Origin of the sequence: Sulfolobus acidocaldarius SUSAZ, assembly GCA_000508305.1 — an archaeon.
Taxonomy (GTDB): domain Archaea; phylum Thermoproteota; class Thermoprotei_A; order Sulfolobales; family Sulfolobaceae; genus Sulfolobus; species Sulfolobus acidocaldarius_A.
Window position 1 is genome coordinate 1,501,307 of the sequence record CP006977.1, and the last position, 25,718, is coordinate 1,527,024.

The 25,718-nt window shown below is 35.3% G+C and carries 26 protein-coding genes and 1 pseudogene; 16 read left to right on the forward strand and 11 right to left on the reverse strand.

The features are described 5' to 3' along the window. Positions 1-486 precede the first annotated feature (486 nt). From SUSAZ_08540 to SUSAZ_08580, 9 genes are all read left to right on the forward strand, one after another. Positions 487-1,200: a hypothetical protein gene (locus SUSAZ_08540; GenBank protein AHC51978.1), complete on the forward strand. Its 714-nt coding sequence runs from the start codon at positions 487-489 to the stop codon at positions 1,198-1,200. Between the two features lie 46 nt (positions 1,201-1,246). Continuing rightward, on the forward strand, positions 1,247-2,353 hold the full coding sequence (locus SUSAZ_08545) for a membrane protein (GenBank protein AHC51979.1): 1,107 nt from the start codon (positions 1,247-1,249) through the stop codon (positions 2,351-2,353). Continuing rightward, the gene (locus SUSAZ_08550) at positions 2,350-2,763 is read left to right on the forward strand and encodes a hypothetical protein (protein ID AHC52572.1); all 414 of its coding nucleotides are present in this window, start codon (positions 2,350-2,352) and stop codon (positions 2,761-2,763) included. The genes SUSAZ_08545 and SUSAZ_08550 overlap by 4 nt, the downstream gene beginning before the upstream one ends. Positions 2,764-2,966: 203 nt before the next feature. After that, the gene (locus SUSAZ_08555) at positions 2,967-3,671 is read left to right on the forward strand and encodes a hypothetical protein (protein ID AHC51980.1); all 705 of its coding nucleotides are present in this window, start codon (positions 2,967-2,969) and stop codon (positions 3,669-3,671) included. A 331-nt stretch (positions 3,672-4,002) separates the two neighbouring features. Continuing rightward, complete coding sequence (locus tag SUSAZ_08560; GenBank protein ID AHC52573.1) at positions 4,003-4,197, forward strand: hypothetical protein; 195 nt, start codon at positions 4,003-4,005, stop codon at positions 4,195-4,197. Positions 4,198-4,284: 87 nt separating this feature from the next. Further along, complete coding sequence (locus SUSAZ_08565) at positions 4,285-4,767, forward strand: hypothetical protein (protein AHC52574.1); 483 nt, start codon at positions 4,285-4,287, stop codon at positions 4,765-4,767. Positions 4,768-4,889: 122 nt separating this feature from the next. Further along, entirely contained in the window at positions 4,890-5,771 is an 882-nt protein-coding gene (locus tag SUSAZ_08570; GenBank protein AHC51981.1) for a hypothetical protein, read from the forward strand. Positions 5,772-5,943: 172 nt separating this feature from the next. Continuing rightward, complete coding sequence (locus SUSAZ_08575; GenBank protein ID AHC51982.1) at positions 5,944-6,873, forward strand: multidrug ABC transporter ATP-binding protein; 930 nt, start codon at positions 5,944-5,946, stop codon at positions 6,871-6,873. Then, positions 6,864-7,667: an ABC transporter gene (locus SUSAZ_08580; protein AHC51983.1), complete on the forward strand. Its 804-nt coding sequence runs from the start codon at positions 6,864-6,866 to the stop codon at positions 7,665-7,667. The genes SUSAZ_08575 and SUSAZ_08580 overlap by 10 nt, the downstream gene beginning before the upstream one ends. Positions 7,668-7,751: 84 nt before the next feature. On the opposite strand, the gene SUSAZ_08585 is transcribed toward SUSAZ_08580, so the two are convergent. Next, on the reverse strand, positions 7,752-8,144 hold the full coding sequence (locus SUSAZ_08585; GenBank protein ID AHC51984.1) for a hypothetical protein: 393 nt from the start codon (positions 8,142-8,144) through the stop codon (positions 7,752-7,754). Positions 8,145-8,212: 68 nt separating this feature from the next. Beyond that, positions 8,213-10,138 (reverse strand): 4Fe-4S ferredoxin, encoded by a 1,926-nt coding sequence (locus tag SUSAZ_08590; protein AHC51985.1) that lies wholly within the window; start codon positions 10,136-10,138, stop codon positions 8,213-8,215. A gap of 204 nt (positions 10,139-10,342) precedes the next feature. On the opposite strand from SUSAZ_08590, the gene SUSAZ_08595 reads away from it, so the two are divergent. Continuing rightward, positions 10,343-11,053 carry a transcriptional regulator gene (locus tag SUSAZ_08595; protein ID AHC51986.1) on the forward strand — a complete coding sequence of 237 codons (711 nt, stop codon included), beginning with the start codon at positions 10,343-10,345 and terminating at the stop codon, positions 11,051-11,053. A gap of 301 nt (positions 11,054-11,354) precedes the next feature. Here the strand turns inward: SUSAZ_08595 and SUSAZ_08600 are convergent, their stop codons facing one another. Both SUSAZ_08600 and SUSAZ_08605 read right to left on the reverse strand, forming a co-directional pair. Continuing rightward, a complete protein-coding gene (locus SUSAZ_08600; GenBank protein ID AHC51987.1) occupies positions 11,355-11,693 on the reverse strand; it encodes a hypothetical protein in 339 nt (112 codons plus the stop codon). After that, positions 11,686-11,796 (reverse strand): hypothetical protein, encoded by a 111-nt coding sequence (locus SUSAZ_08605; GenBank protein AHC52575.1) that lies wholly within the window; start codon positions 11,794-11,796, stop codon positions 11,686-11,688. Before SUSAZ_08605 ends, SUSAZ_08600 begins: the two co-directional genes overlap by 8 nt. 181 nt (positions 11,797-11,977) lie before the next feature. Between SUSAZ_08605 and SUSAZ_08610 the strand changes: the two genes are divergently transcribed. The 3 genes from SUSAZ_08610 (at position 11,978) to SUSAZ_08620 (ending at position 15,640) form a co-directional block, all read left to right on the forward strand. Continuing rightward, positions 11,978-12,865 carry a mechanosensitive ion channel protein MscS gene (locus SUSAZ_08610; protein ID AHC51988.1) on the forward strand — a complete coding sequence of 296 codons (888 nt, stop codon included), beginning with the start codon at positions 11,978-11,980 and terminating at the stop codon, positions 12,863-12,865. Positions 12,866-13,663: 798 nt separating this feature from the next. Continuing rightward, positions 13,664-14,380, forward strand: coding sequence for a hypothetical protein (locus SUSAZ_08615; protein AHC51989.1), 717 nt, complete (start codon positions 13,664-13,666; stop codon positions 14,378-14,380). A 216-nt stretch (positions 14,381-14,596) separates the two neighbouring features. Further along, a complete protein-coding gene (locus SUSAZ_08620) occupies positions 14,597-15,640 on the forward strand; it encodes a glycosyl transferase family 1 (protein ID AHC51990.1) in 1,044 nt (347 codons plus the stop codon). A 300-nt stretch (positions 15,641-15,940) separates the two neighbouring features. On the opposite strand, the gene SUSAZ_08625 is transcribed toward SUSAZ_08620, so the two are convergent. Next, positions 15,941-16,294, reverse strand: coding sequence for a hypothetical protein (locus SUSAZ_08625; GenBank protein AHC52576.1), 354 nt, complete (start codon positions 16,292-16,294; stop codon positions 15,941-15,943). A 92-nt stretch (positions 16,295-16,386) separates the two neighbouring features. Further along, positions 16,387-16,885, reverse strand: a pseudogene (locus SUSAZ_08630) (UDP-galactose-4-epimerase). 42 nt (positions 16,886-16,927) lie between these two features. Here SUSAZ_08630 and SUSAZ_08635 point away from each other — a divergent pair. Continuing rightward, complete coding sequence (locus SUSAZ_08635; protein AHC52577.1) at positions 16,928-17,152, forward strand: hypothetical protein; 225 nt, start codon at positions 16,928-16,930, stop codon at positions 17,150-17,152. Positions 17,153-17,402: 250 nt separating this feature from the next. Here the strand turns inward: SUSAZ_08635 and SUSAZ_08640 are convergent, their stop codons facing one another. After that, a complete protein-coding gene (locus tag SUSAZ_08640; GenBank protein AHC51991.1) occupies positions 17,403-18,377 on the reverse strand; it encodes a glycosyl transferase family A in 975 nt (324 codons plus the stop codon). Between the two features lie 246 nt (positions 18,378-18,623). Here SUSAZ_08640 and SUSAZ_08645 point away from each other — a divergent pair, with 246 nt between their 5' ends. After that, on the forward strand, positions 18,624-19,841 hold the full coding sequence (locus SUSAZ_08645) for an LPS biosynthesis protein (GenBank protein AHC51992.1): 1,218 nt from the start codon (positions 18,624-18,626) through the stop codon (positions 19,839-19,841). Positions 19,842-20,625: 784 nt separating this feature from the next. Then, entirely contained in the window at positions 20,626-20,796 is a 171-nt protein-coding gene (locus SUSAZ_08650; GenBank protein ID AHC52578.1) for a hypothetical protein, read from the forward strand. A 68-nt stretch (positions 20,797-20,864) separates the two neighbouring features. Here SUSAZ_08650 and SUSAZ_08655 read toward each other — a convergent pair whose 3' ends face one another. The 4 genes from SUSAZ_08655 to SUSAZ_08670 form a co-directional block, all read right to left on the reverse strand. Further along, positions 20,865-21,503: a beta-lactamase gene (locus SUSAZ_08655; protein ID AHC51993.1), complete on the reverse strand. Its 639-nt coding sequence runs from the start codon at positions 21,501-21,503 to the stop codon at positions 20,865-20,867. 150 nt (positions 21,504-21,653) lie between these two features. After that, a complete protein-coding gene (locus SUSAZ_08660; GenBank protein AHC51994.1) occupies positions 21,654-22,937 on the reverse strand; it encodes a hypothetical protein in 1,284 nt (427 codons plus the stop codon). A gap of 196 nt (positions 22,938-23,133) precedes the next feature. Then, entirely contained in the window at positions 23,134-24,117 is a 984-nt protein-coding gene (locus tag SUSAZ_08665; GenBank protein AHC51995.1) for a cobalt ABC transporter, read from the reverse strand. Between the two features lie 22 nt (positions 24,118-24,139). Next, positions 24,140-25,717, reverse strand: coding sequence for a cobalt ABC transporter ATP-binding protein (locus tag SUSAZ_08670; protein AHC51996.1), 1,578 nt, complete (start codon positions 25,715-25,717; stop codon positions 24,140-24,142). Between the last annotated feature and the right edge of the window lies 1 nt (position 25,718).

Below are 25,718 nucleotides of genomic sequence, written 5' to 3' on the forward strand. Positions count from 1 at the left end.
TACTCTACTTCTAAAACTGAAATGAACCATCTTTCAACTGAGTAAGTTCTCTAAATTTATAAACAGTCATTACTAGTATTTGTATATCAGATAGGAATAACTTTTGAATATTTATTTTGAAACTACTTCAAACTAGGAAGCTGAGTTTTATATACCTCTATGAAAATCAGCCTTGTCCATTTCATTAAGTTAAAATATTAAGACAAAATGTAGAGAGCTAGTTACCTTTATTGTTAAAATCTTTACAACAGTCCAGTTTAACAGAGGTTCATCAATTATTTGTACTTGATGACGGAAATTATCATTCATAACTACACTAAAATTAATTTCGTAATATCCATTTTCATATATATCTTTGTTTATGTGGAGGTATATTTTAATCCAATTATAGTAATATATTTAGAATCGACCAAAAATATATGATATTTCAATTTTTTGTACTTATCTATTTAAATATGTAAAAAACAATAATAGGTTTGAACAAAAATGAATCTAAACATTAAAACCGTAGCAATGATATCCGTAGCAGCTCTACTATTATCAATGCTAGTATACCAGGCTTTTGTGGCAGGATTTGTAGTGAGCAACTCCGTAACAGGTAGTGTAGTTCGGATAAATTCAGAGAACGCTCTTCTTCAAATAGACCCACTGGAATTTTCCTTAATCTCTAACAATGGTGGATTATCTATTCAATTACCAGCTATAGGTCCAGGTACAGCAGACTATGCAGCTTTCCTTTACGACTCACATTCTAATGTTGTAGCCAGTTATTCAGCAGCATATCTGTTTGCAATAGTTGAGGTAGAGTTTAACTACCCAGGTAATAACAATCAAATGATCAATATAGCAGCGTCCTTAGAACATGTGACTAATAACACTCCTATCCAAATCCTAGTACTGGGAACCCATGGTTCTACAATGGATCCCATAACCTCATTCCCTAACAATTCAATATCTGTTGATCCTACGAACACTCCAGGAACAGTCATGATAAATGGTCTGCAATTCACAGTTTTAGGAAGTTACGGCTTGCCATCTTCAGTATCCTCTGCAATAGGCAATACAACTGCATCAATAGGCTCTGGGAATAGTAATGGAGAAGTAGTATATGTGTTAATATTATTACCATCTTACGGAACTGTACCACCGTCTGGCTCTAGTTTTACAGCTGCACTAAACTTCTACGGATATCAGAGTTAAACAGGTGAACAAGAGGGATATAAATATAAGGTAAAGGTGTTTTTTAATGTCCCCAAATATAATTTTTTCGTTTTATTCATTAAAAGTATTGAAAATCATAGGAAAGGTATTTGCTCTAATTATTCTTATCTTCTCGATATTTCTTACCTTCACCAATTTAATGGGTAGACCAACTTTTGTAGCAATTACTTACGGTTACAGCATGTTTCCTTACCTGAAACCTGGAGATGTTGCCATAACAATTCCTGAACCAGTAGCAGGAAAAATAACTAATGGCTCAGTAGTTGTAATAAAGGATCCAGATTACGGTGTACTACCAGGTTACCCACCGTATATAATACATCAGGTAATTAACGTCTTACCAAATGGGTCCTTTGTAACCAAGGGAATCAATGATAACTTCGTGGATCAGATCTACATGCCTCCTGTAACAGTTTCCAATATATACGCCAAACTCCTAGTCATAAATAATAATCCTGTGGTAATACCATACTTAGGGGAAATACTCAACAGCGCCAGGCTCAACTTAATTCCGTCTGTAGGAATGTTGGCGTTATTGGGAATTTCCTTTGCTGTCTTAGACAGGAGGAACAATAAAAGTAAAAAGAGAAGAAAAATAAACAACAGTGAATATGTCAACCTGAAAATTGTCGTGTTTTTCTTATCTATCTTTGTGTTTTCTGTTTTTGTGATCATGGCTAGCGCTCAGACCTCTAGCACTACAGTAGTTTACTTGGTGTCCAGAACGCCAGGATATTTATACGGGGGAACACTCCAATCCTCTTCAGTAAATCTAGGTGTACTATTATATAACCAAATGAAGTCTTACGTATTTAACGTAACAAACAGACTGGAAATTCCCGAAATAGTTACAGTAAACTTACAGGGAGATGGAAACGAAAGTTACAATGTAACTCCTTCACTGTTATTTATCTTGTATCCAGGTCAAGAAAAGAGTATTAACTTAACCGTAGAAGGTGCGGGAAACCAGGGATTACATGAGTTATTGGTGAAGATATATGTGATACCCACTCTATTTCCCTTAGTGATGAATATGGTAAGCCCAATACTGTCCCTATTTCTATATTCAATACTGAATACCTTTCTTGTGTTAACCGTAATATCCTTGTTAATTTCCAGGGTGAGAGTGTGATAAAAATAGTCCTAATAACTACTGTAATATTACTCATAATTTCATTAACGTATTTAAGCTCCTTTGTCCCAGCCTTTGATATATCTAATTTCAATAATAATGTTAACATCGTATCCAATTTGGTTTATGCGTCAGTTGTTAAGGTTAATGATATGAATTTTGTGCAGGTGTTCATTAACACTAGTTATTTACAGTCAATTAGTGAAATTGAAATAATAATACTGGGAAATGTATACCATTTATCTACAATTGGTAAGCCATTTAGTAATGGGAGTTCGGTTAACATCATAATCACTCCGCCCATATATAGTTCGAATTTGTTGGAGTTTTACACAAATTCGAATCGTGTAGTGAATATTCAAGTTATAATATACTACTCACAAGGAGATGTTGGAATATTAAGCTTATAATCGTTTTAAAAATAAGTTTAGTAATAGCGTTATTAGCCTCTGCGTCTGCACTAATATACCTGGGAGTTCTCTCTAACTCTACGGTTTATTTTCCCCAGAGAGTTGGAGTAGGTTCCTATCTAGCTGACACTAAATACCAGACAACATTTTATATAAACAATTCTATACTTTTTAACAATAAGACTGAGATCAACACGAACAGTATGTTTAGTTCGTTGACAAAAAGTCTTGTAGTTAATGGTTACTTTGAAACTACAGCGAACTCGTATACAGGAAATTTCACAGTAAATGAGACGATAGTTACTCCATTATGGTCTAAGCCGTTAGGGACTGTATATAGAGGAAATCTTACCTCGCATTTCTTCTCATTCACTCCGAATTTTACTTATATAGAGAACTTATTCTACCAGATAGATAAACAGTTAAGGATTCCTATAAATTACTACTCCATACGTCTAAATGTAAGTGTTAATGCTGTAATCATGTACCCGTCAGGTAACGTTCCCTTAAACTTTAGGGATTCATTAACTATACAGAACGGTACGTATAATATCTCGGTTAATTATAATAATGATTCATTTGCATCAGGTAGTTTTTACAAGGAGATTTCAGTTGAGGAAAAAACGGGCTATAATTACTCGTATTTTTATGGTGCAGCATTTCTGGTAATTATTGCTCTTTCAATATTGTTTATTAGGTTATCATTAAATATACAGAATGTAATAAATAAGAACTCAATTAGTGGTTCAAAACCACCCATGAATGTTTCAGTGATAGAGGTGAACAAGGCTGAAGATTTCTTGAAACTTATTAAACAGTATAACGAGAAGGCTGTAAAATTCGATAATGATTACTATATAACTCATGATAACATAGTATATCTTTACCATGGAGAAAGTAAAGTATAAATCAAGAGAAAAATTTTTTCTAAATTCTTTTATATTCTATTTGAATTTAAATCTTTTTCAATCTAACTGTCACAAAAATGAGATAGTATATAAACTATATAATTAGTTAATTAATAGATTGGAGAATCATGTGTCACTAAATTAAATGTTATACAAAACTTTATTATGGTAGACGACGAGACTATAGGGACAAAGAGATGTCGGTATGCGGAAAAAGAAAAGGAGTTCAATTCAAATAGTTATCAGCATATTAGAAGGGTGTAGATCTGGTGTCAGGAAGACAAAGTTGTTGTATGTTACTAATCTGAGTTCTCGTCCATTTTACAAATATATGAAGGTACTGGAGGAGAGTGGTCTTATCTATTTTGAACCAAGTACCAGAGAGTACATCTTAGCTCCAAAAGGGAGAAACGTGTTAGAAAAATCGAAAAGATACCTAGACTTGCTAGAACAGTTAGATAAGATTAAACCAGATATTGTTGACCTCTTAGATAGAGTTAAGGAAGATAGAAGTAAGGGGAAATAAATAGAGATGATTACTTTTCAGATAACTGTAGTATTAATTGTATCCTATATGTTAGCGTTATTGTCATATTACTTCTTTAGGCTCTCAATGAAAAAATATATGAATGAAATAGAGAAGAAAGAAAGTGAAGCGATGATAAAAAGAACTTTAGATTTTCTAATATCCTTGTCTAAACTAATGAGCAATAGTGAGGTTAACAACCTATTGGAGGAGATTTTAACTTATATAACTAGTCTAAAGGGAAGACAGTGGAAAGAAATATATGAGACCACTATAAAAAGATTGGATCCTATAAAAAGGGAATTAGACGATACAAGGCAAAAGGTCAACAACATTATAGAGATAGAGAATGCCTCAAAAAGGGCGAAATTGTGTTATACAGCTCTTAATTATTCTATGATTACTTTGATCTTAACATTCACAATTTCCATTGTGTTCTACTTAGTCTTTATGAATTACATATATTCTCTCGTATTGCTGGAAATTCTTGAAACAATTATAATATTCTTAGAGATATTCTACCTTTACAAGATGTATAAAAAAATAGATATAAATATGTTTATTGAATAGAGCATCTTTCAACAAAATTACTTTTAAACCCTAACAAATATTTTTGAAGACATACTAGAACTCAATTACGTTGAGAATAACTTTAAATATTTTTAGGGTATCCCAAATAATAGGAGTAAAAAATGTTAAGCCTAAGTACGTTGTTAAACCCACCAGATAATCTTTCCGTTGGAGAAATAATACTCATATCATTGATACTAGGTATGCTACATGGTATCACGCCAGATGAACATACATGGCCTATAACCTTTAGTTACGCTATAGGTAAATACAGCACTAAGGGAGGAATGAAGGCAGGTTTTCTCTTCTCATTAGGCTTTACGATTCAGAGGGCATTTTTAACTACTATAGGATTCCTAGGGTTAGCAGCAATATATAATCAATACAATTTAGACGGTCCAGTATATGCCATTGTGGGGATTGTTATGGCTATAGCAGGTTCATATATATTGAAGGGAAAATATTTACACTTACCCATTGACGCTCTATTTAGCAGTAAGCAACACACTGAAGAAGTAGGGAAAGTAAATGATGTACCACTTAAGATGACAATTGTGCACGGTTTAATTGCGGGCTTCGGATTCGGCGCATATGCAACTATAATCACCTTTGTACTAGCTCCACAGCTGCCTTCAGTAATCTATGCTCCATTACCCGGCATGTTCTTTGGTATAGGTACAATGATGATGCAGATAATATTTGGTATGATATTCGGTAGTATATTACGAGTAAGGAAAATGACTAAAGAGCAGATAACATTTATTGCTAGGAAAAGTGCCGGAAGAGTCCTGTATTATGGTGGCCTAGTATTTCTTATAGTCGGTCTCCTAATAATTGCTTTACCTGCTATTGATAATTTTGCTATATCCACAGGCAATCCGATACCTAACCTTGATGCGATAAATATAGGATTTTTACTAGTGATGTCCGTTGTGGGAGTAATAGGAATTAGTAGTATCCTGTATGGGTTCAAAGAAGCTAAGAGATTAACTAAACATATGTAAATGATATGACGTAGAAAATATAACCATAATACAAGTTAACTATTTTTTAATTATAACGATCAATTTTTGTGGAAAAGTATTCAGTATAATTGAAAATATGAAGGTTCAGCGATATTTTTGCAAAAAATTTCGTGGAAAAGTTTAATTGTATAAATTGTCCATTCATTAATTAATGATAGAAGTATTTAATATATCGAAATCATTCAGGTTTAAGGGCAGAATAATTAACGCCTTGGACAACGTGAGTTTTAAAATCGAGAATAAAAGTATCGGAGCATTAGTAGGACCTAATGGGGCTGGTAAGACTACCCTAATTAAGATACTTTCTACCCTTATAATACCTTCCAGTGGAGATGCATTAGTAAATGGATATAGTGTAGTAAAGGAGGAGAAAAAAGTCAGGGAATCTATTGGCTTAATGACTGTCAGCGAAAGGCTCTTCTATTATAGGCTGACCGCTCTAGAGAACTTGATCTTTTTCGCTAGCTTACAAAACCTATCATTATCAGATGCCAGACGAAGGGCAATTGAGATGTTGGAGCTAGTTGGTCTTTCTGAGTGGGCTAACTTACCTTATATGAAATTTAGTACAGGAATGCAGAGAAAATTGGCTCTAGCTAGAGCTTTGATAACCGACCCTCCTGTATTGTTACTTGACGAACCCACATTAGGGCTTGACCCGTTATCGGCTAGAATGTTTAGAGACCTAGTGAGAAGGATAGGCAAAGAAAAGACAATACTCCTAACCTCTCATTATATGAAAGATATAGAGGAACTCTCTGAAAAGACGGTACTTCTAAAGAAGGGCAGAGTGTTGGTAGAGGGAGATAGGGAATCATTAAAGAGTTATATAGGAAAGGTTTGTGAGGTTGAGGTAAACGAATATCCCTCCTCTTTAGGTAAATACATTGTAGAGACCGGAAGTAATTACTACATTTTAAGGGTACCGGAGAGGGAATTGGAGGAATTAAGGGACTACAGAGTGATTAAGGAGGAAGAACCTTCATTAGAGGACGTGTATGTCTATTTAATAGGTGATGTGGAGGACTCGGCTAGGTTTGAGGCTGTCAAGAGAGGTGGGAGGTGGAGAGGTTGGGAATAAGTGGAAAAATATACTCTTTCCTATACTTGAGAGGTTTTAAGGTTTGGGTATCTTATAGGACTCAGACAATCTTGACAGTCTTAGGGTGGGTTCTGCCAGTCTTCACGTATTACTTCGTTGGTACGTCCTTAGGAAACACTTTGGTTACTGAAATTGGGGTCAAGAACTATGTAGCCTTCTTCACCGTAGGATTGGCTTTCCAAGGTTATGTATCATCTGTTATATCTACCATAAGCCAAAGACTTAGAAACGAACAGTTATATGGAACAATTGAGTATTACGTGATATCAAGGACAGGTACCTTAGGTTTTTTGCTCTACTCAGCGTTATGGGGATTACTTTTGAATACTGTGAATTCTGTGGTCATTTTAGCAATAGGATATGTCTTGGGAGCAAACTACCATATAAACATCATAAGCACAATCATCATTCTATTTCTACTAATAGTTTCAACACTTGGGATAGGGATGATAGCTGGGGCAGTGACAATGATAACAAAACAAGGAAATCCAATATCGTTGTTCTTTAACACATTTACCAATCTGCTAGGTGGAACTGTTTTCCCTGTAACAGCACTACCAATCGTGGTCAGGTACATCAGTTATGGTATACCTCTTACGTGGGCTCTGGAGGGATTAAGAGGTAGCATGTTGCAGAATACACCAGTAACTAATATGCTGAACGTTGTAGAGATACTTCTCATATTTGACATCATCGTTATTCCATTAGGTGTCTTGTCCTATAATTATGCTTTTAGGAAGGCTAGGGAAAAAGGGAGTTTAAGTGAGTATTAGATCTAGTGATTTAAATTTCATCAAAGAGTGACGACGAAAAAGATAGAAGAGTAGATAAAAAATATACAGACTTATTTCAAAAGCTTAGGAGGACTGTATGATATCGTCTAATCTCTTAAGTAACTCATTTTCCACATGCGAATTCCATAACATTTCAGGAACATCGACCGCTAGGAAAAGCTCCGAGAGAAGTAATGTCTCTATTGCAGTAACTGCTAAATTCTGTATCCATTTACCAACTCCAACTGTCACCTTCATACCCTCGGGTACTTTTTCCATTACAAAAGTTAAAGCACGGTCTGCTGCAACAATGTCCCTGAGTATTCCTCCCTTTTGAGCTTGAATTACGACCTTATTTCCCTCAACTCTTGATTGGACTTTCCATTTATCAGATTTGAGATAATCTGAAAACTTGGTAGCTACTTTTTGGATATCGGTATTTCCCTTATAAACTTTCTCCTTCTTAAATAATCCCATGTTTATCTACTTATATTTGACCGTATATATTAAAAAACTTTTCCAAATAAGAAAAAAATGTGTAAAGGCTATATCTTATTCCCTTTAATTTTCTCTTTAAGCCAGCTCCTCACATCATAAAACACTATATTATCATATGGACATGCCTCAGCGCAATCTCCTACACCTATACAACGTGAGGACTTGAACTCTCCCCTTTTAATAAAGTTACCAGGTAAGTCAGTGTTTCCAACAGGACATGCATAACTGCAAGCTTTTGTCTCACATTTTACACAAAGTTCTGGATCCTTCACCTTAAGCCTAAATAGTCCAAGACCACCAAAGAACTGATTAAAAGTACCCCATGAGCACCAACCCTGGGTTACACATGCGTAGTTACCTGAGAAGGGAATGGATATAAAGACCACATACCATAGGAAGTTAAAGTAGAACGAATATAGGAACATTGTCGGATCATTTCCAAAAATAGTTATGTTCAGTATGCCTTTTTGATCAAAATAAGAAATCACAGCAAAGGCTAAAAGGGAAGACCATATTGTTATGGCAATGACCTTATACCATGGTCTCAACTTACTTGATAGCGTTTTCCTAGCAAGACTGGAAGTCCTATTATAAACCTTAAGAGAATTGTAGAATGTACCTTGGTACATTGTAGGGGCAGTGCAAGTCACTGAACATATCTGTCTTGATCCAAAGAGAAATGATAGAACAGCGGAAAGCACATAAGTCCCCACAATTCCTGAGAGCAGGTAGTCTGTTGATACAGGTCCTAAAGTACCCAACCCCATGCTCCACATATAGGGTATGTAAGGGATTTTTGAGGCTAATGGGGAAAATGATGGAATATATACAGCATAGATGGCAAAGGCTGAAACCATCAGAGCTAATCTGATTTTATTCTCTCTCAACCTAACCTCTTTAATTCTGAATATAGCTAGTGTTCCCATCTCTAAACCCATCATGATAAGAAACCAAACAGAACCAGTTACGGAACCAAATACGGAGAGAAAGTCAAATAATGCACCAGCACCAAAATACGATAAAGGATTTACAAAACCTAGTGATAAAGAACTTATAAAGCCCTCTACCCCTGGAGAGAAGTAACCACTGGCAAAGTCTAATACCGCTCCCATAAACCACTCCATTATGAAGGTTATTAGAATGAATGCGAAGGTCCACCTTGAATCTCTCAAATAGTTACCCTTAATGGAGCTTGGTCCCTGTATAGCCCTGTAGATAAACCAAGTCATTCCAAGGATCATAGACACATCGTAAAGGTACCAAGAGCTTGTCATGTAATAGGTGAATATTCCAGCCATCATCAAAGTGAATATAAGCATTAACTCAAGTGATGTAAACGTCTCTTGAGTTTTCTTTAATCTGTTTCGATACAGGGTGTCGTATATTATAATTGTGGCAACGATCATGAGAAGTGAACTAAGCCATATTGAGAAGGTTGGTAAGATTACAGGAGAGACCACCATGATGGGGAGTGTTATAAGCAAGTAATTTCTTATCTGTCGAGTTAAACCATTAAATGAATAAATTAGTGTGAAAGCCATTTCTGCCAGCATTACTGCGTAAAACCAATAGTTTTCTGTCCCTATTAACGGATTACCTATGCTCTTGGTTAAAATTGAGTAAAAACTCTCTCCCATGAGTGCCTCAGATATAGTCATTAAAAAGGAAAAGAGTATGACAGTATACCACTTCCTACTCTCCATTTTGCGTCTACTGGCTCCAAGAAGTAATATGCTCAGTAGACCCACAATCATGTAAGCTGTGTTAACCGCTAAGGCTAAGATTTCTGTGGTTAGTCTGGTATTAGACAAAGCAATAGATAAGGAAATAAACATTATGAGCATACTCCCGCTTAGGTAAAGTACAAGAAGGAATCCTATTCCGTTTATACCCTTTTTTACGAGATATATAAGGTAGATTGACACTGCAGTCATAACTGATGCGATGATCACAAAAATTGGTAGTAAGTCCATAGTTGCCTAATTAACTATTAGTTCGAAAGTTTATAAATTTTAATCCTATCGAGTTAATGAAAAATATAAAATTCTAATCAGTTTGAAGTAATAATAATACTATAGTTCATATAATTTGAGTTTCATTATGTGCCACAGGTTTTATTCACATATCGTATAAAAATATAGAAAGCTTTTTTATCTTGAATAGATAGATTAACCCTCATGCCACAATATCAAATACTAGGTGACGATCTGCAATATTTGAAAGTTGAACTAGCACAAGGAGAAGGCTTTTATGCAGATGCTGGTCATATGATAATGAAAAGCTCTACGGTGAATTTGCAGACGAAAATGAGAGGGGGTATCCTCAGTGGAATAAAGAGAGCATTGACAGGAGGTTCATTTTTTGTAACTGAGTTTTATGGACCAGGAGAAGTTATGTTATCTGGAATATTTCCAGGTAAAATAGTTCCAGTTCAGATTCAAGGTTCAATACTGGCGGAAGCCCATTCCTTCTTAGGAGCAGAGAATACAGTTGAATATGATGCAACTATGGCTAAATTAACCACTGGTATATTAGGTGGTGAGGGGTTATTCCTTGCTAGGTTTAAAGGATATGGTAACATTTTCCTCCACGCATACGGAGGATTATATGTGAAAGATCTCGCTCCAGGGGAGACCATCCAGGTTGAGGCGTCTCATCTGATGGCATTCCAAGAGGGAATGAATTACTCGGTACAACTGGTTGGAGGTCTTAGATCAATATTCTTTTCTCATGAGGGATTATTCTTTGTCACAATTACAGGACCAGGTAGAGTGTGGTTACATACATTAACGGTAGAGCAACTAGCTCATGCCTTAAGACCATATTTACCCGCTGGTCAACAGGGAGGAATCAATATTGGTGGAGGAGGAGTAAACGTTAATTTCTGATGATACTAGATCTACACTTGTTGAAAGTCTTAAGGCTAGAGATTTTATCATAAAATCTTTGCTTCTTTTCATATCATTGCAATTTTGGGTGAGATTTGAACCTATTAATGATAATATGCTGAGTTGGCGCAATATATAAAATATTATGTCTCTCTAAAGACACATATTGTTTTTCTCCAATATAAGCTAACTTAATCCATTAAATCTATTCCTTACTAGAATTATTGTGTCATTTCAGAACACGCATTAATTCTAAAAAATTAGACGTAAAAAATTTTTATCTTACGGTGAAACAAAATTATTATACACCAGCTACTTCTCTTAGTGTTTTGAATATTTCATTGAAATCTGCTTCCACAAGCTTTACAAACACTCCGTAATTCCCCATCACACATACTGCATACTCCCCTGCAGCTACAGCCCATCCTAAAAAAGGAGTCCACTTCATTCCAGATATTTTACTGAAGGACTCAGCTTCTACTGTCCCCATTAACGTATTTGCAGCTACCATTTTAGCCACCATTTCCGCTAGTTCCTTAGGTAACTGTCCTTCATACTCAATTAATTTTCCATCATTAGCATAATGACCTGCTACTAATGCACCCTTTAGTCGCATTAACTTATGTAACTTCTCATTCATTTATTTTCCCAGTGTAAATTGAACTTTCTTGCTTATAAATTATATTAATAAAAAATACAAATATTTGTTTAAATATTATCATGAATCTATCAACAAATTTCACAATGTTTATAGGTTATAAAGTTAATATAGTCGTTTAATATGTAGAAAAATTTTATAAAACGCTTATATTAATGCTTCCACATCGAATAAATTTTAGACCAAAGTTCTCATAGATGCTCTAATTAATCTAATATTTTCTAACTGAATAAAAAATAAATCCTTTAAATACAAATGATGTATCCATGAACCCTGCTAAAACCCTTATAAGAGCCATAATAATATTATTGGTAGTTGGTTTTGTGGTATATATTCTACATGTAGTAATTTCAGGATTTGTTGCGCAAAACCAAACCTTAGCACCATATGCAAGAGATATTGAACTTGGTGTAGATGCAGCCTTAGTTGGAATCGGAGGATATATCATTATAAGGATAATAAAGTACGTAATTGAGGGCTATATATTTTCAAAAACAGACAAAACAGGATTACGCTCCATATCACTTATTGTGGATTTAATTTTATATACGTTACTAATTTTAGCTATACTTTCAGCATTAGGGGTAAACTTGACTGGTGCAGCAATTGGTGGTGCAGTAGGCGGTGTGGCGATAGGATTGGCTGCTCAAACTGTTGCATCAAATGTATTATCAGGTATATTGGTTACGTCCTCAAGGACTGTTAGACCTGGTGACTCGGTCATATTAGAATCATGGATATGGTCTCCACCAATCATTGGTGAAGTGGAACGTGTAAGTATACTTTTCACTGAGGTCAGGACTAACACAGGCAACCTTGTTAAAGTACCAAACTCAGCTTTTCTAGGTAATACCGTATTCACTAAACTTGAGGATGGTGGAGTGCTAACTTATCCATATCAATTAACAGTAAGCGCTGACGTTTCTGCTAATCAGTTGTTGGAGAGAGTAAGTGGAATATTAGAGGACGAGTTTAAGAAGGAAAACTCATTGGTTCCTGATGTTATATTTTACAGTAAAAACGGAGTTACTAACATATTCCTTGTAAGTATAAAGGTAATGAAGATAAGTAAATTAAATGAATACATTGACATAGTGAATAAAGCCTTCGACAAGGCTTATTGGGAGCTTAAAAATCTACCTCAAACCAAGTGAGAAGTACTGACTCACCACACGTCAAAAAGAGGTAAACATTGAAGGATTATGGGAAACCTACTCGACTTTAGATAACAAAAAACGATTAAAAATGCTAAATATGTTAAGGAAACTTATCCTTTTAGTTTAACCTTGTTTAGCAACTCCTAATAAGGGCAGTAATACCAAAAACTATTGGATTTCTCATATAACCAGAAGTAAAATTCATATATTAACATTTTGTTACAACTAATGAAAGCCTAGCCTTTAAAGGCATGTAGAAGAAGCTTTGTGGCAAAAAGATTTCTAACCTTTCTTTGTTCTTAATTTATTCCACTCAGGTATTGTAGTCTGATGTAATATCATAATGTGGACTCTTTAATACAAACTTAACTCTCTATAATAATCAGTGTTTATAGTTTACTTCTCATACATGAGCTGTCATGAAGCTGTTCAGCAATTAGGATTAGGAAAAGTAATAAAAACGTAAAACATAAACGCGCTCTGATGATTTATTTTAGAGAAACAGAAGTAGAGGGAAGCGATAACAACATCAAGTACTACTTCAAACATATGGAAAATATCATTTCTAAAACCAACATCTTCACAATCTTCACACAAACTATTTTGTTTCCATTAATTTGATAATATTATAATCAAAAATAAATATTTTTTAATATGACAGATGAGAATAGGAAAAATTCACATTCAGAATCACATATATTCTAAATAGTCATGTATAGCTTATAATTAGTTATATTTATTATAAAGGAAGAGTTTATTTTTATTTTTATTATTATATATGTATAATCGATTAAAATGAGTTTTAATGGAATAGGATTTTACACCGACAAACCGGGAGAAATTTCACTACCAATAGTAGCTGCCTACTTTGTCATAGCCCTAGCTGTGGTCATATACTTTGGTAAAAGAACAGGTGGATTAAAAGCATTCAAAACTATTGACTGGGTATACATTGGAATAGGAGCAGCAGCTGCTTACATTTGGCAATTCATTATAGGTGCGGTAGCAGGAGGAGCAATACCATCAGGACTTACAAATTTCATTCAAATACCGTTTTGGGGAAGGATATTCATAATATTTATCGTAGCGGGATTAGTTAGAAAAGTTGGCGTAGGAATGATATCCCTATTTTTATTTGACCTTCTATCTAGCCTCTTCCATTACGGATTCAGTGGAGAACCTATGTTCTTCATTTATGAAGCTTTAACATATGGTCTATTTATTGACCTCATGATAGCTTTCACAGGAGGAAAGATATTTGGATTAGGATTAACCAAAGGTCCGACATACGTAAATGCTATATCAGCATTAGAAGGAGCAATACTTGGGGTTTTATGGGCGATTCCATACTATATATTATATTTTGGCTTTTTCAATCCATTTATAAACGGTGCCGTAGTAAGTTGGTCTAAAATCATCTTTGGCTTAGCAACCAATATTCCCATAGATGGTGCTGTTGGAATATTTGCTGAATTAGCAGCGAATAGTGTAGGAAATGCTGTACAGGTGTAAATTAATGTACGCAGTAGAGATAAAGGGATTACAATTTTTTTACCTAGGATATTCAACACAAGCCATAACAGTCTAACTCTTTAATATCTAAATACGAGAGTAAGTTAACTAATATGAGTTTATATTGACGTATATAATCATTAACTCTTTATTTCATATAGGGTGAGTATTGCTGTAGTAATTAACGTTTTAAGAACGGGATTCTTAGAATTTTTAATGAAATCAACATTAGTTATTCACCGTATTACCAGGTCTGTTAGTGGAGAAGGTTATGTGGTTAGAGTTTCTGCCGAACTTCTAAGAGAGAAAAACGTAGAGACTAGGATAGCTACTTTCTCTCCACCTTTGGAGGACTTAGGTTTTCCTTACGTCTCAGTTATACCCTTTAAAATGAGGAGGTTTGACAAGTATCAAAGGGTTTTTACAGTTTTTTCCGCAAAGAAAACTAACCCAGATTTTTTCCTTAATATAACAGCCATACCCTTACCGTTATCAAGAATAGCCCCACATATTATTTATGGTGTTGCACCAGAGTTCTCCTCTGTTCCATCCAAATACAATTCCTCATTTATTTGGAGATTATACCTAGTTCCCATGAGGGGTATACTAAAGCAATTCAAGGAGGAGGCGAAGAGGGCAATATTTATAGCTAACTCTAATTATTCAGCTAAGGCTATAGATGAGATATATAATGTAAAGCCTAGAGTAATATATCCACCTGTCGATGTGAAAGATTTCTCGAAGATTCCTATCGGAACAAGGGAACCGTTCTTCGTTACCGTAGGTAGATTTGAAAGAGGTAAGAGATTAGACTTATCCGTCAAATTATCAGCCATGACTGGAGTAAAGGGTGTGATAATAGGATCCTTCGAAGGAGGAGGGTATCTAAATGAGTTAATTAAATTAAGAAAATCATTGAATGCTCCTGTTGAGTTTTTCCCAAATTTACCCAGAGAGAGTATGGTTGAGGTCATGAAAAGAGCATCAGTTTATTTTCATCCAACACCAGGGGAACATTTCGGAATACCGATTGTTGAGGCTATGGCAGCTGGACTAATTACAATAGTCCCTAGAGAAAGTGGAGGGGCTGAGATTTTACCTGAATTTACTTATGGAAACTTAGAAGAAGCTTCTACTCTGCTAAAAAACAACTTATACCCACCTGAGGAATTGAGAAAAAGCTTGAGAGAAAAATCTCTGAGTTTCGACAAGGAGATCTTTAAAAGGAAAATGTGGGATCTGATAGAATCTTTAAAATAACACTATTTTCTCAGAAACTTAAGTTACGATAGGAAAAGCAAAAAATTGGTAAAAAAAAATGAGATTATTATACAATTATCATTATTTGAACCTATTTCTGTGCAGTCTCAGATATCATTTTAATTTTCCTCACTTTCTCCCTGCCCTAACTGGTTAGGCTTTATAAATTTGCAAAGGGGATGATTGTATTACGTTGTTTGTTTTATGTCCACGTTTTAGATACAGTTGAAGCAAACAAAAAAGAAAGGGTAAGTAAGATATTTTATGAAGGGGATTGATGATTTCAGACTGAGTTAACTCTCATGCTACGTTAAGTCTCGTCATTAAGTATTCTCTGAGATAAGTTATACCTTTCTCTAACGTAGTTTCAGGAGAGAAACCTATTTGGGTCTTTAACTTGTTTATACTCACGATTCTACTTCTGGAATCTCCTATCCTCTCCTTTTCCCAAATTATTTCGGCCTTTTTGTCTAACACTTTCTTTATGGTCTCTAGTAACTGAAGAGTAGTAGTTCCCACACCAGTCCCTACGTTAAATATTCCACTAATTTGCTTACCTATTCCATACATTATCGCTTTTGAAACGTACCCAGCATAGACAAAGTCCCTTACCTTACTCCCATCTCCGTAAACTGTAACTGGTTTATTGTTCATAAATTTTATCATGAAGTTAGTAACTGCTCCTCCGTAACTACTCCTTTCCCTTTTATAAATATAAACGTTAAATAATCTGAAAATTATCGTCTTTATGCCATATACTTTATCAATGTTTTACAATATATTTCAGACACTAGTTTTGATGCTGCGTATGGTGAATCAGGTTCTAAAAGGTCATCCTCACTAATAGGTTTAACAATATCTCCTTTATAAAAAGAGCCTGAGGATGTGAATACGAAAATTTTTGCATCATATCTTCTTGTCAGGTAAAGTAAATATAGGTTTCCATTGACGTTAATATCATGATAAAGTAAAGGATTGTGGACAGAACTCCCTAAGTCACCCTTTCCCACTAAGTTTACAACAGCGTCGAAATGGCCCTCTTTGAAAATTTCCTCTAGGGAAGTCTTATTTAATACGTCAACTTTGTAAAATTTTATTTTATCGGGTAAGAGTGAAGATAAGTTCTTAAGAGATCCTGAGGACAAATTGTCAATAACAGTCACCTCAATTCCATTTTCGACTAGAAGTTCTGTTAAATGGCTAACCAATAAACCCTGCTCCTCCAGCAACTAAAATTCTAGTCATTTGACTCAGGAGATACCGTGGATATATAAGTCTTACTCTTAATTGACAGAGAATCGGCAAGCCTTGTCTTTTAAGGCGGGGTGGGGTTTTTATAGTATCGTTAAGATGTTAAATTTGGTTAAAATGATGCGTGAGGAAACCCGTGGAAATGGGTATATTAGTTCAATTAAGTGTGTCCTCATGCTGAAAAACAATATTCCTGAGTCTCAAGGAGGGTGGAATGAGGGTTTGACCAGAGGGATAGGGGTAAAGTGGCTGAAGACCTAGCCTTTGGTTTACCGCTGGATGTGTGGGGTGGGGTTGGGTGATACTCACTAGTTATGAGACGATGAGGGTGAAGGCGGTAAATCATAAACCTGTGAATCGCTCTAAAGGAACCCTTTAGGGCGGGGAGTGGGTCAGATTAGTCTGTGAATTAAGTAGTCATTTGGATACTTCAGTCTCCTAGGAATGTATGCGTAGTAGTATTACTCAACTCATCTTCACACGCTAATCATTTTTTTACTATGATAACAATCTATATGTACGTATTTCTACGTCTATCGTAAAGCTTTCCTATAACGAATCTCTTAATAAATTGTGGAGATAAGGCAGTTAAGAGTATCATCATATTATAAATAAAGCTCCGAATATTACTGATGTTTTGGGAAGATAACCAAAGGAAAATATCATCAAACTTTATCTTTTCAAGTTTATAGGAACTTAATGGTAAGGCTCTATATTCTAACTTATTCCTTACTAAAAAGTACCTTACGACCTTCTCGTAATAGGTACTAGCTAACATTTTTGAAATTACTAAAAGATCGTTGTAACTTCTTAAAAACGAGGTGGCCCTCCCTTCAATGTATTCATCCATTGATTTTAAATTCCCTCCTGAGTTTCCCATATGTCTTCTGTATTTTGTGAAGGCTTTTGAGGAACTGACGAGCGTGTTTCCATAAAGAAGAGATGATGCGTATAGAAATACATCAAGAGCTAAAGATATTTCTTTTAAGTAATTTCTAGTTTTGTGAAGTATTTCAGTTCTTAAGGACATACTACTACTATTTCCTAAAGCTAACTTAAGTAAAAACTTTCTCTTATCTTCCTCTCCCTTAGCGACTATATCGAGACCATTCGTTCCTAGCACTTTGCCGGAGTTATTTACTATTATTATACCGTTTCGTAAATAATCAATGCCTTTGTTAAAAACCTCCTCTACATATTTAAGTTTTCCAGGCAAAAATTCATCATCGTCGTCAAGAAACGACACAACTTCACCTTGAATCTGATCCAAAAACTCCTCAATTTCCTCTCCAGATCCGCGTCTCTCAGAGTAAAAGACTTTTACATTTAGTTGTGTTAGTTTTTTATCAATTTTTTCATCCTTGAAGTTTTTTATCACAACTATTTCATAATTATCTCTAGGAAAATCTTGTGAAACTACAGAGTTAACTGCGTTAAGTAAGTAGTCCTTCCTATTGTACGCTGTAATAATAACTGATATGAACACATTTTTAGTATTTTCAGATGATTATAAGTTTATGTTGATCAAGCTCTAAATCAAACTATATTCCTCTTAAGCTTTTCATAGAAACATTATCGTACATTATTATTTAGTATATGAGAAATTACCTACTTTTCGTCTATCTTTTCTAGCGTTAAACACTTGCTTGTTTAAATAAAGGGATGTTTTACTAGAAAATAAATATTAAAACGGTAAGATTTAATAAGCCTTAAAACACTTTTGATCTATAAAATGACAAAGCTAGGCATAGTATCTTCTTCCCCTTTTCTGATAAAGGAAGGTGGTGCTGAGAAACACGTATGGGAATTTTTGGAAAGAGCTAAAAAAGAATTCGAATTGGTCTTATTTCCTACTATTAACGCTCTTCTACAGGTTAAGAGTGAAGAGGATAGAGAAATTTTGATGAAAAATCTAGATTTTCTAGACAAGAAGTTCCTTATACAAGATAGTGTTAAGAATCTGTTCGAAAATTTTTATGCAGATAGAAGGCAATTATTACTCAACTATATAAACCTTAATTTACATGAAAGACTTGTAAGAAATTTGAATGATGGAGTTAATAAGGTTGATTTTCTCTTCTCACCGAACTTCCTGTCTCCAGAGGTGGGAATGTTTAATAAGCCTTACGGGATATTAGTTAATGGATACCTAGCTCCCTTATATATGAATACCCTTAGTCACGCTATTTGGAAATCAAAGATTGGTCAAGAACCTATCTACAAGGGTTTGCCTAAGAGTATAATAGTGAAAAATTACTGGAAAAAAGCTATAAGAAAGATGTTGACTAATCCTCCTAAATTCATAGCAGGTAACAATAAGATTATACTTGAGAGCGAAATAGCTAAATTACCAAGTGAAAAAGTGATAATTGATCCAGGGTTTGCCTATGAGTCTGACCTGAAGTTTGTACATGATAAAGAGGATTATGCAGTTTTCATGTCGGCAAGACTTACACCTAGTAAAGGTATATATGATATCCTTAGGGTATGGAGAAGAATAAATAAAACCTTGATCATCATGGGTAGGCTTGAAAATTATGAAAAAAACTTTTTACGTCTAGTGAAGAAAATGGGATTAGATGACAGGATCGAGTATAAGGGATTCGTACGAGGAGAGGAGAAAGAGAGAATCCTAGGAAGGGCAAAGGTGCTTGTCTATCCAACTCACGATGATACAAATTCGCTGACAATTCTGGAGTCTCTTTTCCACGGAACGCCTGTTGTTTCTTATGATATCCAGGGCATAAGATATGTTTATCAAAGTGTACCAGGAGTAGAATTAGTAAAGGAATTTAATTATGAAGAGATGTCAAAAAGAGTCCTAGATTACATGGAAGATAGAAGGACATTCCCATACGAATCTGAGGAGTTAAAGAAGTTTCTACTGAATCACTCATCCTGGGATAGGGTTATTGCTCAAGAGATTGAAATTATAAAAAAACATCTATAAAATAAAATTTACCTAGTCTTTCTTTGATAAGAATTAGAAATTGAGACATAATTAGGATTAATTATTGGGCTATGAAATATATATTCTGTTAAAGGAAGAAACTGGGAAATTACACAATGATCGATAATCTCCTTAATTTCACATAGATCTAAATTATATTCCCAAACTCCCTAGTCTCAAAAGATTGACATAAATGTTATTGTAAAAAATGTATATATTTTTCCTTCTTACTTAACATTACTAAAGCTTACAGAATTCGATTTTTTGAGTAATTTTCTCAATAACAATCTATAATTATTCTGTGGTCGTGGTAATTCTAATTTGTCTCTATGTTTCTTAAATTGATAGTAAACACTCTGTAGTTTGTCCTCATGATACATATTTACTACTTCTGAATATTCTGAATTTTATTTAAGAGACTACTTGTCGTTTGTTAAATAAAAGTAAATGTACTGTATAAGAATCCTAGTATCTATAATCTAAATAAACTCTCACTATAGGCATTCAATAGTATTATTTAAAATGTTGCGATTAAAATATTGCTGTCAGTATCGGAAATATCTATAATTGTTTTAATATGTACCATAAACCTATCTTTTCACAAAGCCAAATTTTGGTTATCTAGCAAGCCAATTCTGAGTAAAGAGGTAACATTACTGGAATAATTATTTACATCCTTAGTGCAACACTCTTTTCTTACAAAATCACTCTGGCCGAGCTCATACTATCTGTCTCTAATTCAGCTCTATATTCTCCATAATCGTCGATCTTTGTGGATTTGTTCATGAGCAAATATAGGGTGTCAGGCACTAGCTTTTCCTATCAGCTAGCCAGTATGCTTAGAGGATCCATAGTACCTTCTGTATTAGCTTTATATCATTTACCATTACTTAGCTTAGTAATTCCCATTTCAATAATTTCACTTTTTTCAATAAGTTACGCAGAGGTAAAGTAGGATGTAAATTGATCAATGTTTGATCCAAGGGAAAACATAAAACAAGGTTTACAGTTTACACTTTTCACTCACACTAAAAACTTCGATGAACTTACACCATGTGATACATAAACCATGATAGGTTTAAGTTTCTTTATCTTCTCGACACTCCTTTTAAGCTCCTCAAAGTCCTCGTATATACTAGGGTATTTTAGTCCTCTCCTCGTACCTTGTAACATATCACCTACTATTACAGAGCCTATTTCAGGTAGGTAGATCGATATAGAATCACTTGTATGACCCGGTGTCTTCATTATCTCAACGCCATCTACAAGTTTTCCATCCTTCAATTCAAGGTCAACTTTTGTACCCTTTAACCCTCTAACAATAAACGGTCTTGTCAAGCCGAAAAGGAACTTCTGAAGGGAGGAGTGCAATACAGGATTCCTGATTTTACCCTCTTGTAAATAGGAAACTCCGCTACTTTCTATACTGAACTTAGCATTAGGTAGAAGGTCTTTAAGCTCGTGGGCACTGCCTATATGGTCTCCATGTGAGTGTGTGAAAATCACGTACTTTATGTCGTCTAGACTCTTACCTCGCCTTGTTATCTCTGCGGCTATCTTCTTACCATTTCCAGGAGTACCTGAATCAACTAATATCAATCCTTCTTCAGTCTCAATTAGAAACACTTTCATAAACGACAGTGATATCTCAAACACATTCATGATATAAGTGTGGTGAATTACCCTAAAATACATTTGTAATTGGATGAGTAGTTTCATGTATGGATGGTAAAATTAAATAAAATCTCTATGACTTAGCGCTAGCGAGTTAGAATTTTCATTTAAAATCTCTCCTATTTACGGTACAGATGTTTAAGACCGGATTAATTTCTCTTCAGTCTGTAATAGACTAGCGTAGTTTAGGTTCTCGGAAACTACCTGAACTTCAGTTAATCCCTCACTAAGAACTTTGTTGGCGTCTTGTTTCTTTATTTTCATGGCGATCTTATCATTTACCTCAATACCAATCTCTTTAATCTCGAAATTATGGTCAACATAAAAGCTTAAACAATGCAGAAATTCACCAATATCTCCTGATCTAGCTTTCTCCACAATGTTTAGGTATACAGTTTTAATATTACTGGAGCTTGCTAGTCTGTTAACACTCGAATCTGCTGTTACTAGTACCACGCTCTCAGGTAAATACGACTTTAAGGTAACAGTTTCCTTGACAAGTGGTATATCTCCTGACCCCAGATTACCTACACTTATAGGTGGAGGGTGGAGTTTGTTAAATGTTGCCATAGCTAGATTGAACTTGAAAATGCTCTTGTCCTTCTGAGTCGATGTCACCTTATTGTTAAGCTCATTATAGGTAGCTTTTGATGGTAGGAGTCTTCTTCCATAGGTCTTTGAGTAAGTTAAGTATCTGAGCCTAAACCCTAGTCTTATATAAACGTTAGTGTCCGCAACAGTGAAGTATCCCTTCTCGACATTTTCCTTCAAATCTTTTTCCTCTCTATATCGCAAGAAGCCAGACCTAAAACCACATATGCTAATTTCCTCGTCATTGGAATCATGTACATATTTAACTAATTCTTCTATTGTATATGAGTCTCTATTAAGGGAAATCTTTACCTTACCTAGTAGAGAGTATATATTTATCAGGGCATTAAGGCTCTCGTTCGTTAGATATACACTCTTCTCATGACTTCTAGCAATCATTGGAGGATCCCACTCAACAGTTTCCCCAGACCTCATATCAAAAACTTTTATCTCGTTGAAGGGTATATATCCAAAGACTCTGTACCCGGAACTTTCATTCTTTACATAGACGTATCTGACATGTTTTGCTTTTGAGTAAGCATATACTGATGTAGCCATGTACTTCCTCCCAGGGGTTATGTCAGTAACATCAACCTCAATTTCTGACACTTTTTGTCTCCACTTTTCAATCCCCTCACCTATAACCTCAGTCCTCACAGTTGGTGTGACACCGAAGTATGATACCAATTCTTTAATGCCCTCCACACTCTTGGAGGGATGATCCTCAGATAGTATTACTATCTCATCAGGTATTACCCCCGTAAATATCTCTGTTAAAACCGCATTAGCTGTTGTCACAAGTTTATCTGACCCAAGCACCGCAAGTTTCATGTTTATATATATTTAAGTAGTTAATTAAAATCTTAATGTGAGAAACATTAATAGGAATTCCTCTCCAACTTTACTGAAGCGTCACAACGCTATTTTGATAGAGTGTTTTAGTTAGAGTGATATTTTCAGGAAAAACATGTTACACAAAATGTATATAACAAAAGTAGAGAAAAAGAAAATATAATAATAATATTATTTAAAATCCGATATACGGTATTCCTCTTCCTAGACCAATGATAAGTAGTATAGCCGTAATAATATACAGTAATAAAGTCAAACCGATTGCTATGTAATCTAATCGGTTAAAGACAATAGGTTTCATGTAGGTTCTCTTTGGCATAGCGTTGAACCCTCTAGTATCTGCAGCTATTGCAGTGTATTTAGCTTGCCTCATTAGAAATATAAGTGTGGGCACTATTCCGTAAAGACCACCCAATAGAAGGTAAAACGGTCTCAATGCCTTAGGCTTACCATAACCCAATCCCCTCATCATCTGTAGCTTAACTATAGTGTCTAATGTATCGAATATCCTTGGTATGCTTCTCATGGCAACTGTCAATGCGAAGATAAATACCAGTGGAAATTTGACCTTTTCAAGATAACGCAATACATCAGATGGAGTTGTAGTTATAATAAGTAATAATCCAGATAACATGGGTGCAATGAACCTAAATGCAACCTGAAAACCATAGTACAAAGCCTCTAACGTCAAACCTGGTTGATAACCCATGTAAACGAAATAAGATGGCCAGTACCAGATGACATGGAGTGTGTCTGTACCTATTGCTTGTGTCAGTATGTAGTACGGAGTGTAAAACGAGAAACTACTTACTACACCTAAAGATGTTGAGAAGGTTAAGAAGCTCGCGTACAAAATTTTCTTCCCTGGGTTATTCAGGGTTAAGAACAAAAGTAGGTAAATTAAGGCTAATATGGCTCCAAACCACCATATTGTTAATGAAACAGCTATGGTCGTACTGATCACTAAGATTAGCTTGGTTAATGGACTGATTTTGTAGAGGACACTCTCCCCCTTTTCAAAACGGGTAATTTCCATGAATCCCCTAATTCCAATTAAGCCTAAAATTATGACTATAGGTCCTATAAGTCCAAAGAAGAAGACGAGCCAGCTTATTACCTGATCTGCCACTGGTGGTACAAGCGGTGCCCAATTTACCATACTTAGATAGATCACCATCTTTCTACCACCTGAGAAGGAAGTCTGAAGGTGGGTTTATTCCATATCTAGAGGAACTTATAAAAACTTCCTCTGGTCTACCTTCGAGAACTTTCTTCCCATCACTTATTACTATTAACCTGTCGGCAAAATCATAGACAAATTTTGAATCATGTGTAACCACCAGAACAGTGTAGCCTTTGTCGGTAAGTTGGCGTAATTCTTTACCTAGGTTCATCTTATTTGAGTAGTCCTGACCTGAGGTTGGTTCATCCATTAACATAATTTTTACGCCTGAAGCTAAAACTGATGCCATAGCTACCCTTCTCCTCTCACCCATACTTAGTAACGTGGGATCCCTATCCCTATAATCGAATAACCCAAACTCTCTCATGTACTTCTCACTTATCTCCCTGTAGTTCTTTACTTTTCTCTTCTTCAAACTATACTCAATTTCCTTTCTCACTTGGTTTGTGACTAACATAAGGTCAAAGGACTGTGGCATATAAATCATGTATTTACCTCTATACCAGACGGGTTTATTGATTAGTTCCTCCCCTTGATATTTTATTGATCCCGTTATAGTGTATTCAGACGCATCTAGAATTCCAGCTAACGCTTTCAGCGCAGTTGTCTTCCCTGCACCATTTTTCCCCATTATGGCAATTAGTTCTCCCTCCCATAAATCCAGAGAAAAATCTACTATCTGTTTTTCCTTAACATTAATCTTCAGGTTTGCAGCTAGTATCTTGTTCTCAGGAGTCCTCCTCTTAGGGTGTTCCAATTTAACATTATTTTGTGCTATCAATTTCTTCACTGTATCTAGATCCGGTGACTTGACTCCGAACTTTTTTGCATAAATGAAATACTCAGGTACTTCGACTCCAGCTGAATGTAAGGTCTCAGCTCCCTCCAATATTTCATCCTTTTCAAGGTCAAGTGAAACCTTACCCTTATCCACGAGAATAACTCTGTCCACAAATGGTAGTACCCTCTCCACCTTATGTTCTACTATGATGAGTGTCTTTTGCCCCCTGAGGTCTTTCAGTGTAGAGAAAATTTGATCAGTTCCTTCCGGATCTATATTTGAAGTTGGCTCATCTAATATTAGCACCTCTGGTCTCATGGTGAGGACAGAAGCTAATACTGTCCTCTGTAGCTCTCCTCCCGATAGCGTTGTAGTCTCCCTTCCCCATAAGTGTGATATCCCAGCTATCTCCATGGACTCCTTTACTCTCTCCACAATCTGTTCTGGAGGAAAATTCAGGTTCTCCGGTCCAAAGGCAACTTCTTCCTCCACAGTGTAATTCACAACTTGGCTTTCAGGGTCTTGTAAGACTGTGCCTACAACTGTGGACAGCTTAGACAAAGGCGTATCCTTTACACTCTTCCCTAGTACGTAAACTTCACCTTTTAGATCTCCACTTGTCATATGGGGAATAATTCCATTAATGCAACTAACTAGTGTGGACTTACCTGATCCTGATCTACCTGTAATGAGTACCGACTCTCCCTTCTCGATGAAGAGTTCATCAACTGTTATAGCTGGTGTTGAATATCCCAAGTAAAAAAATTGTAATCCCTTTATCTCTACTGCGTACATT

What these genes read in the sequence shown, in the direction of transcription:
- SUSAZ_08540 (AHC51978.1), top strand. Translation starts at nt 487, where the DNA reads ATGAATCTAAACATTAAAACCGTAGCAATGATATCCGTAGCAGCTCTA.
- SUSAZ_08545 (AHC51979.1), top strand. Translation starts at nt 1,247, where the DNA reads ATGTCCCCAAATATAATTTTTTCGTTTTATTCATTAAAAGTATTGAAA.
- SUSAZ_08555 (AHC51980.1), top strand. Translation starts at nt 2,967, where the DNA reads ATGTTTAGTTCGTTGACAAAAAGTCTTGTAGTTAATGGTTACTTTGAA.
- SUSAZ_08560 (AHC52573.1), top strand. Translation starts at nt 4,003, where the DNA reads ATGAAGGTACTGGAGGAGAGTGGTCTTATCTATTTTGAACCAAGTACC.
- SUSAZ_08565 (AHC52574.1), top strand. Translation starts at nt 4,285, where the DNA reads ATGAAAAAATATATGAATGAAATAGAGAAGAAAGAAAGTGAAGCGATG.
- SUSAZ_08570 (AHC51981.1), top strand. Translation starts at nt 4,890, where the DNA reads ATGTTAAGCCTAAGTACGTTGTTAAACCCACCAGATAATCTTTCCGTT.
- SUSAZ_08575 (AHC51982.1), top strand. Translation starts at nt 5,944, where the DNA reads ATGATAGAAGTATTTAATATATCGAAATCATTCAGGTTTAAGGGCAGA.
- SUSAZ_08585 (AHC51984.1), bottom strand. Translation starts at nt 8,144, where the DNA reads ATGGGATTATTTAAGAAGGAGAAAGTTTATAAGGGAAATACCGATATC.
- SUSAZ_08590 (AHC51985.1), bottom strand. Translation starts at nt 10,138, where the DNA reads ATGGACTTACTACCAATTTTTGTGATCATCGCATCAGTTATGACTGCA.
- SUSAZ_08595 (AHC51986.1), top strand. Translation starts at nt 10,343, where the DNA reads ATGCCACAATATCAAATACTAGGTGACGATCTGCAATATTTGAAAGTT.
- SUSAZ_08600 (AHC51987.1), bottom strand. Translation starts at nt 11,693, where the DNA reads ATGAATGAGAAGTTACATAAGTTAATGCGACTAAAGGGTGCATTAGTA.
- SUSAZ_08610 (AHC51988.1), top strand. Translation starts at nt 11,978, where the DNA reads ATGAACCCTGCTAAAACCCTTATAAGAGCCATAATAATATTATTGGTA.
- SUSAZ_08615 (AHC51989.1), top strand. Translation starts at nt 13,664, where the DNA reads ATGAGTTTTAATGGAATAGGATTTTACACCGACAAACCGGGAGAAATT.
- SUSAZ_08620 (AHC51990.1), top strand. Translation starts at nt 14,597, where the DNA reads ATGAAATCAACATTAGTTATTCACCGTATTACCAGGTCTGTTAGTGGA.
- SUSAZ_08625 (AHC52576.1), bottom strand. Translation starts at nt 16,294, where the DNA reads ATGAACAATAAACCAGTTACAGTTTACGGAGATGGGAGTAAGGTAAGG.
- SUSAZ_08645 (AHC51992.1), top strand. Translation starts at nt 18,624, where the DNA reads ATGACAAAGCTAGGCATAGTATCTTCTTCCCCTTTTCTGATAAAGGAA.
- SUSAZ_08650 (AHC52578.1), top strand. Translation starts at nt 20,626, where the DNA reads ATGAGCAAATATAGGGTGTCAGGCACTAGCTTTTCCTATCAGCTAGCC.
- SUSAZ_08655 (AHC51993.1), bottom strand. Translation starts at nt 21,503, where the DNA reads ATGAATGTGTTTGAGATATCACTGTCGTTTATGAAAGTGTTTCTAATT.
- SUSAZ_08660 (AHC51994.1), bottom strand. Translation starts at nt 22,937, where the DNA reads ATGAAACTTGCGGTGCTTGGGTCAGATAAACTTGTGACAACAGCTAAT.
- SUSAZ_08665 (AHC51995.1), bottom strand. Translation starts at nt 24,117, where the DNA reads ATGGTAAATTGGGCACCGCTTGTACCACCAGTGGCAGATCAGGTAATA.
- SUSAZ_08670 (AHC51996.1), bottom strand. Translation starts at nt 25,717, where the DNA reads ATGTACGCAGTAGAGATAAAGGGATTACAATTTTTTTACTTGGGATAT.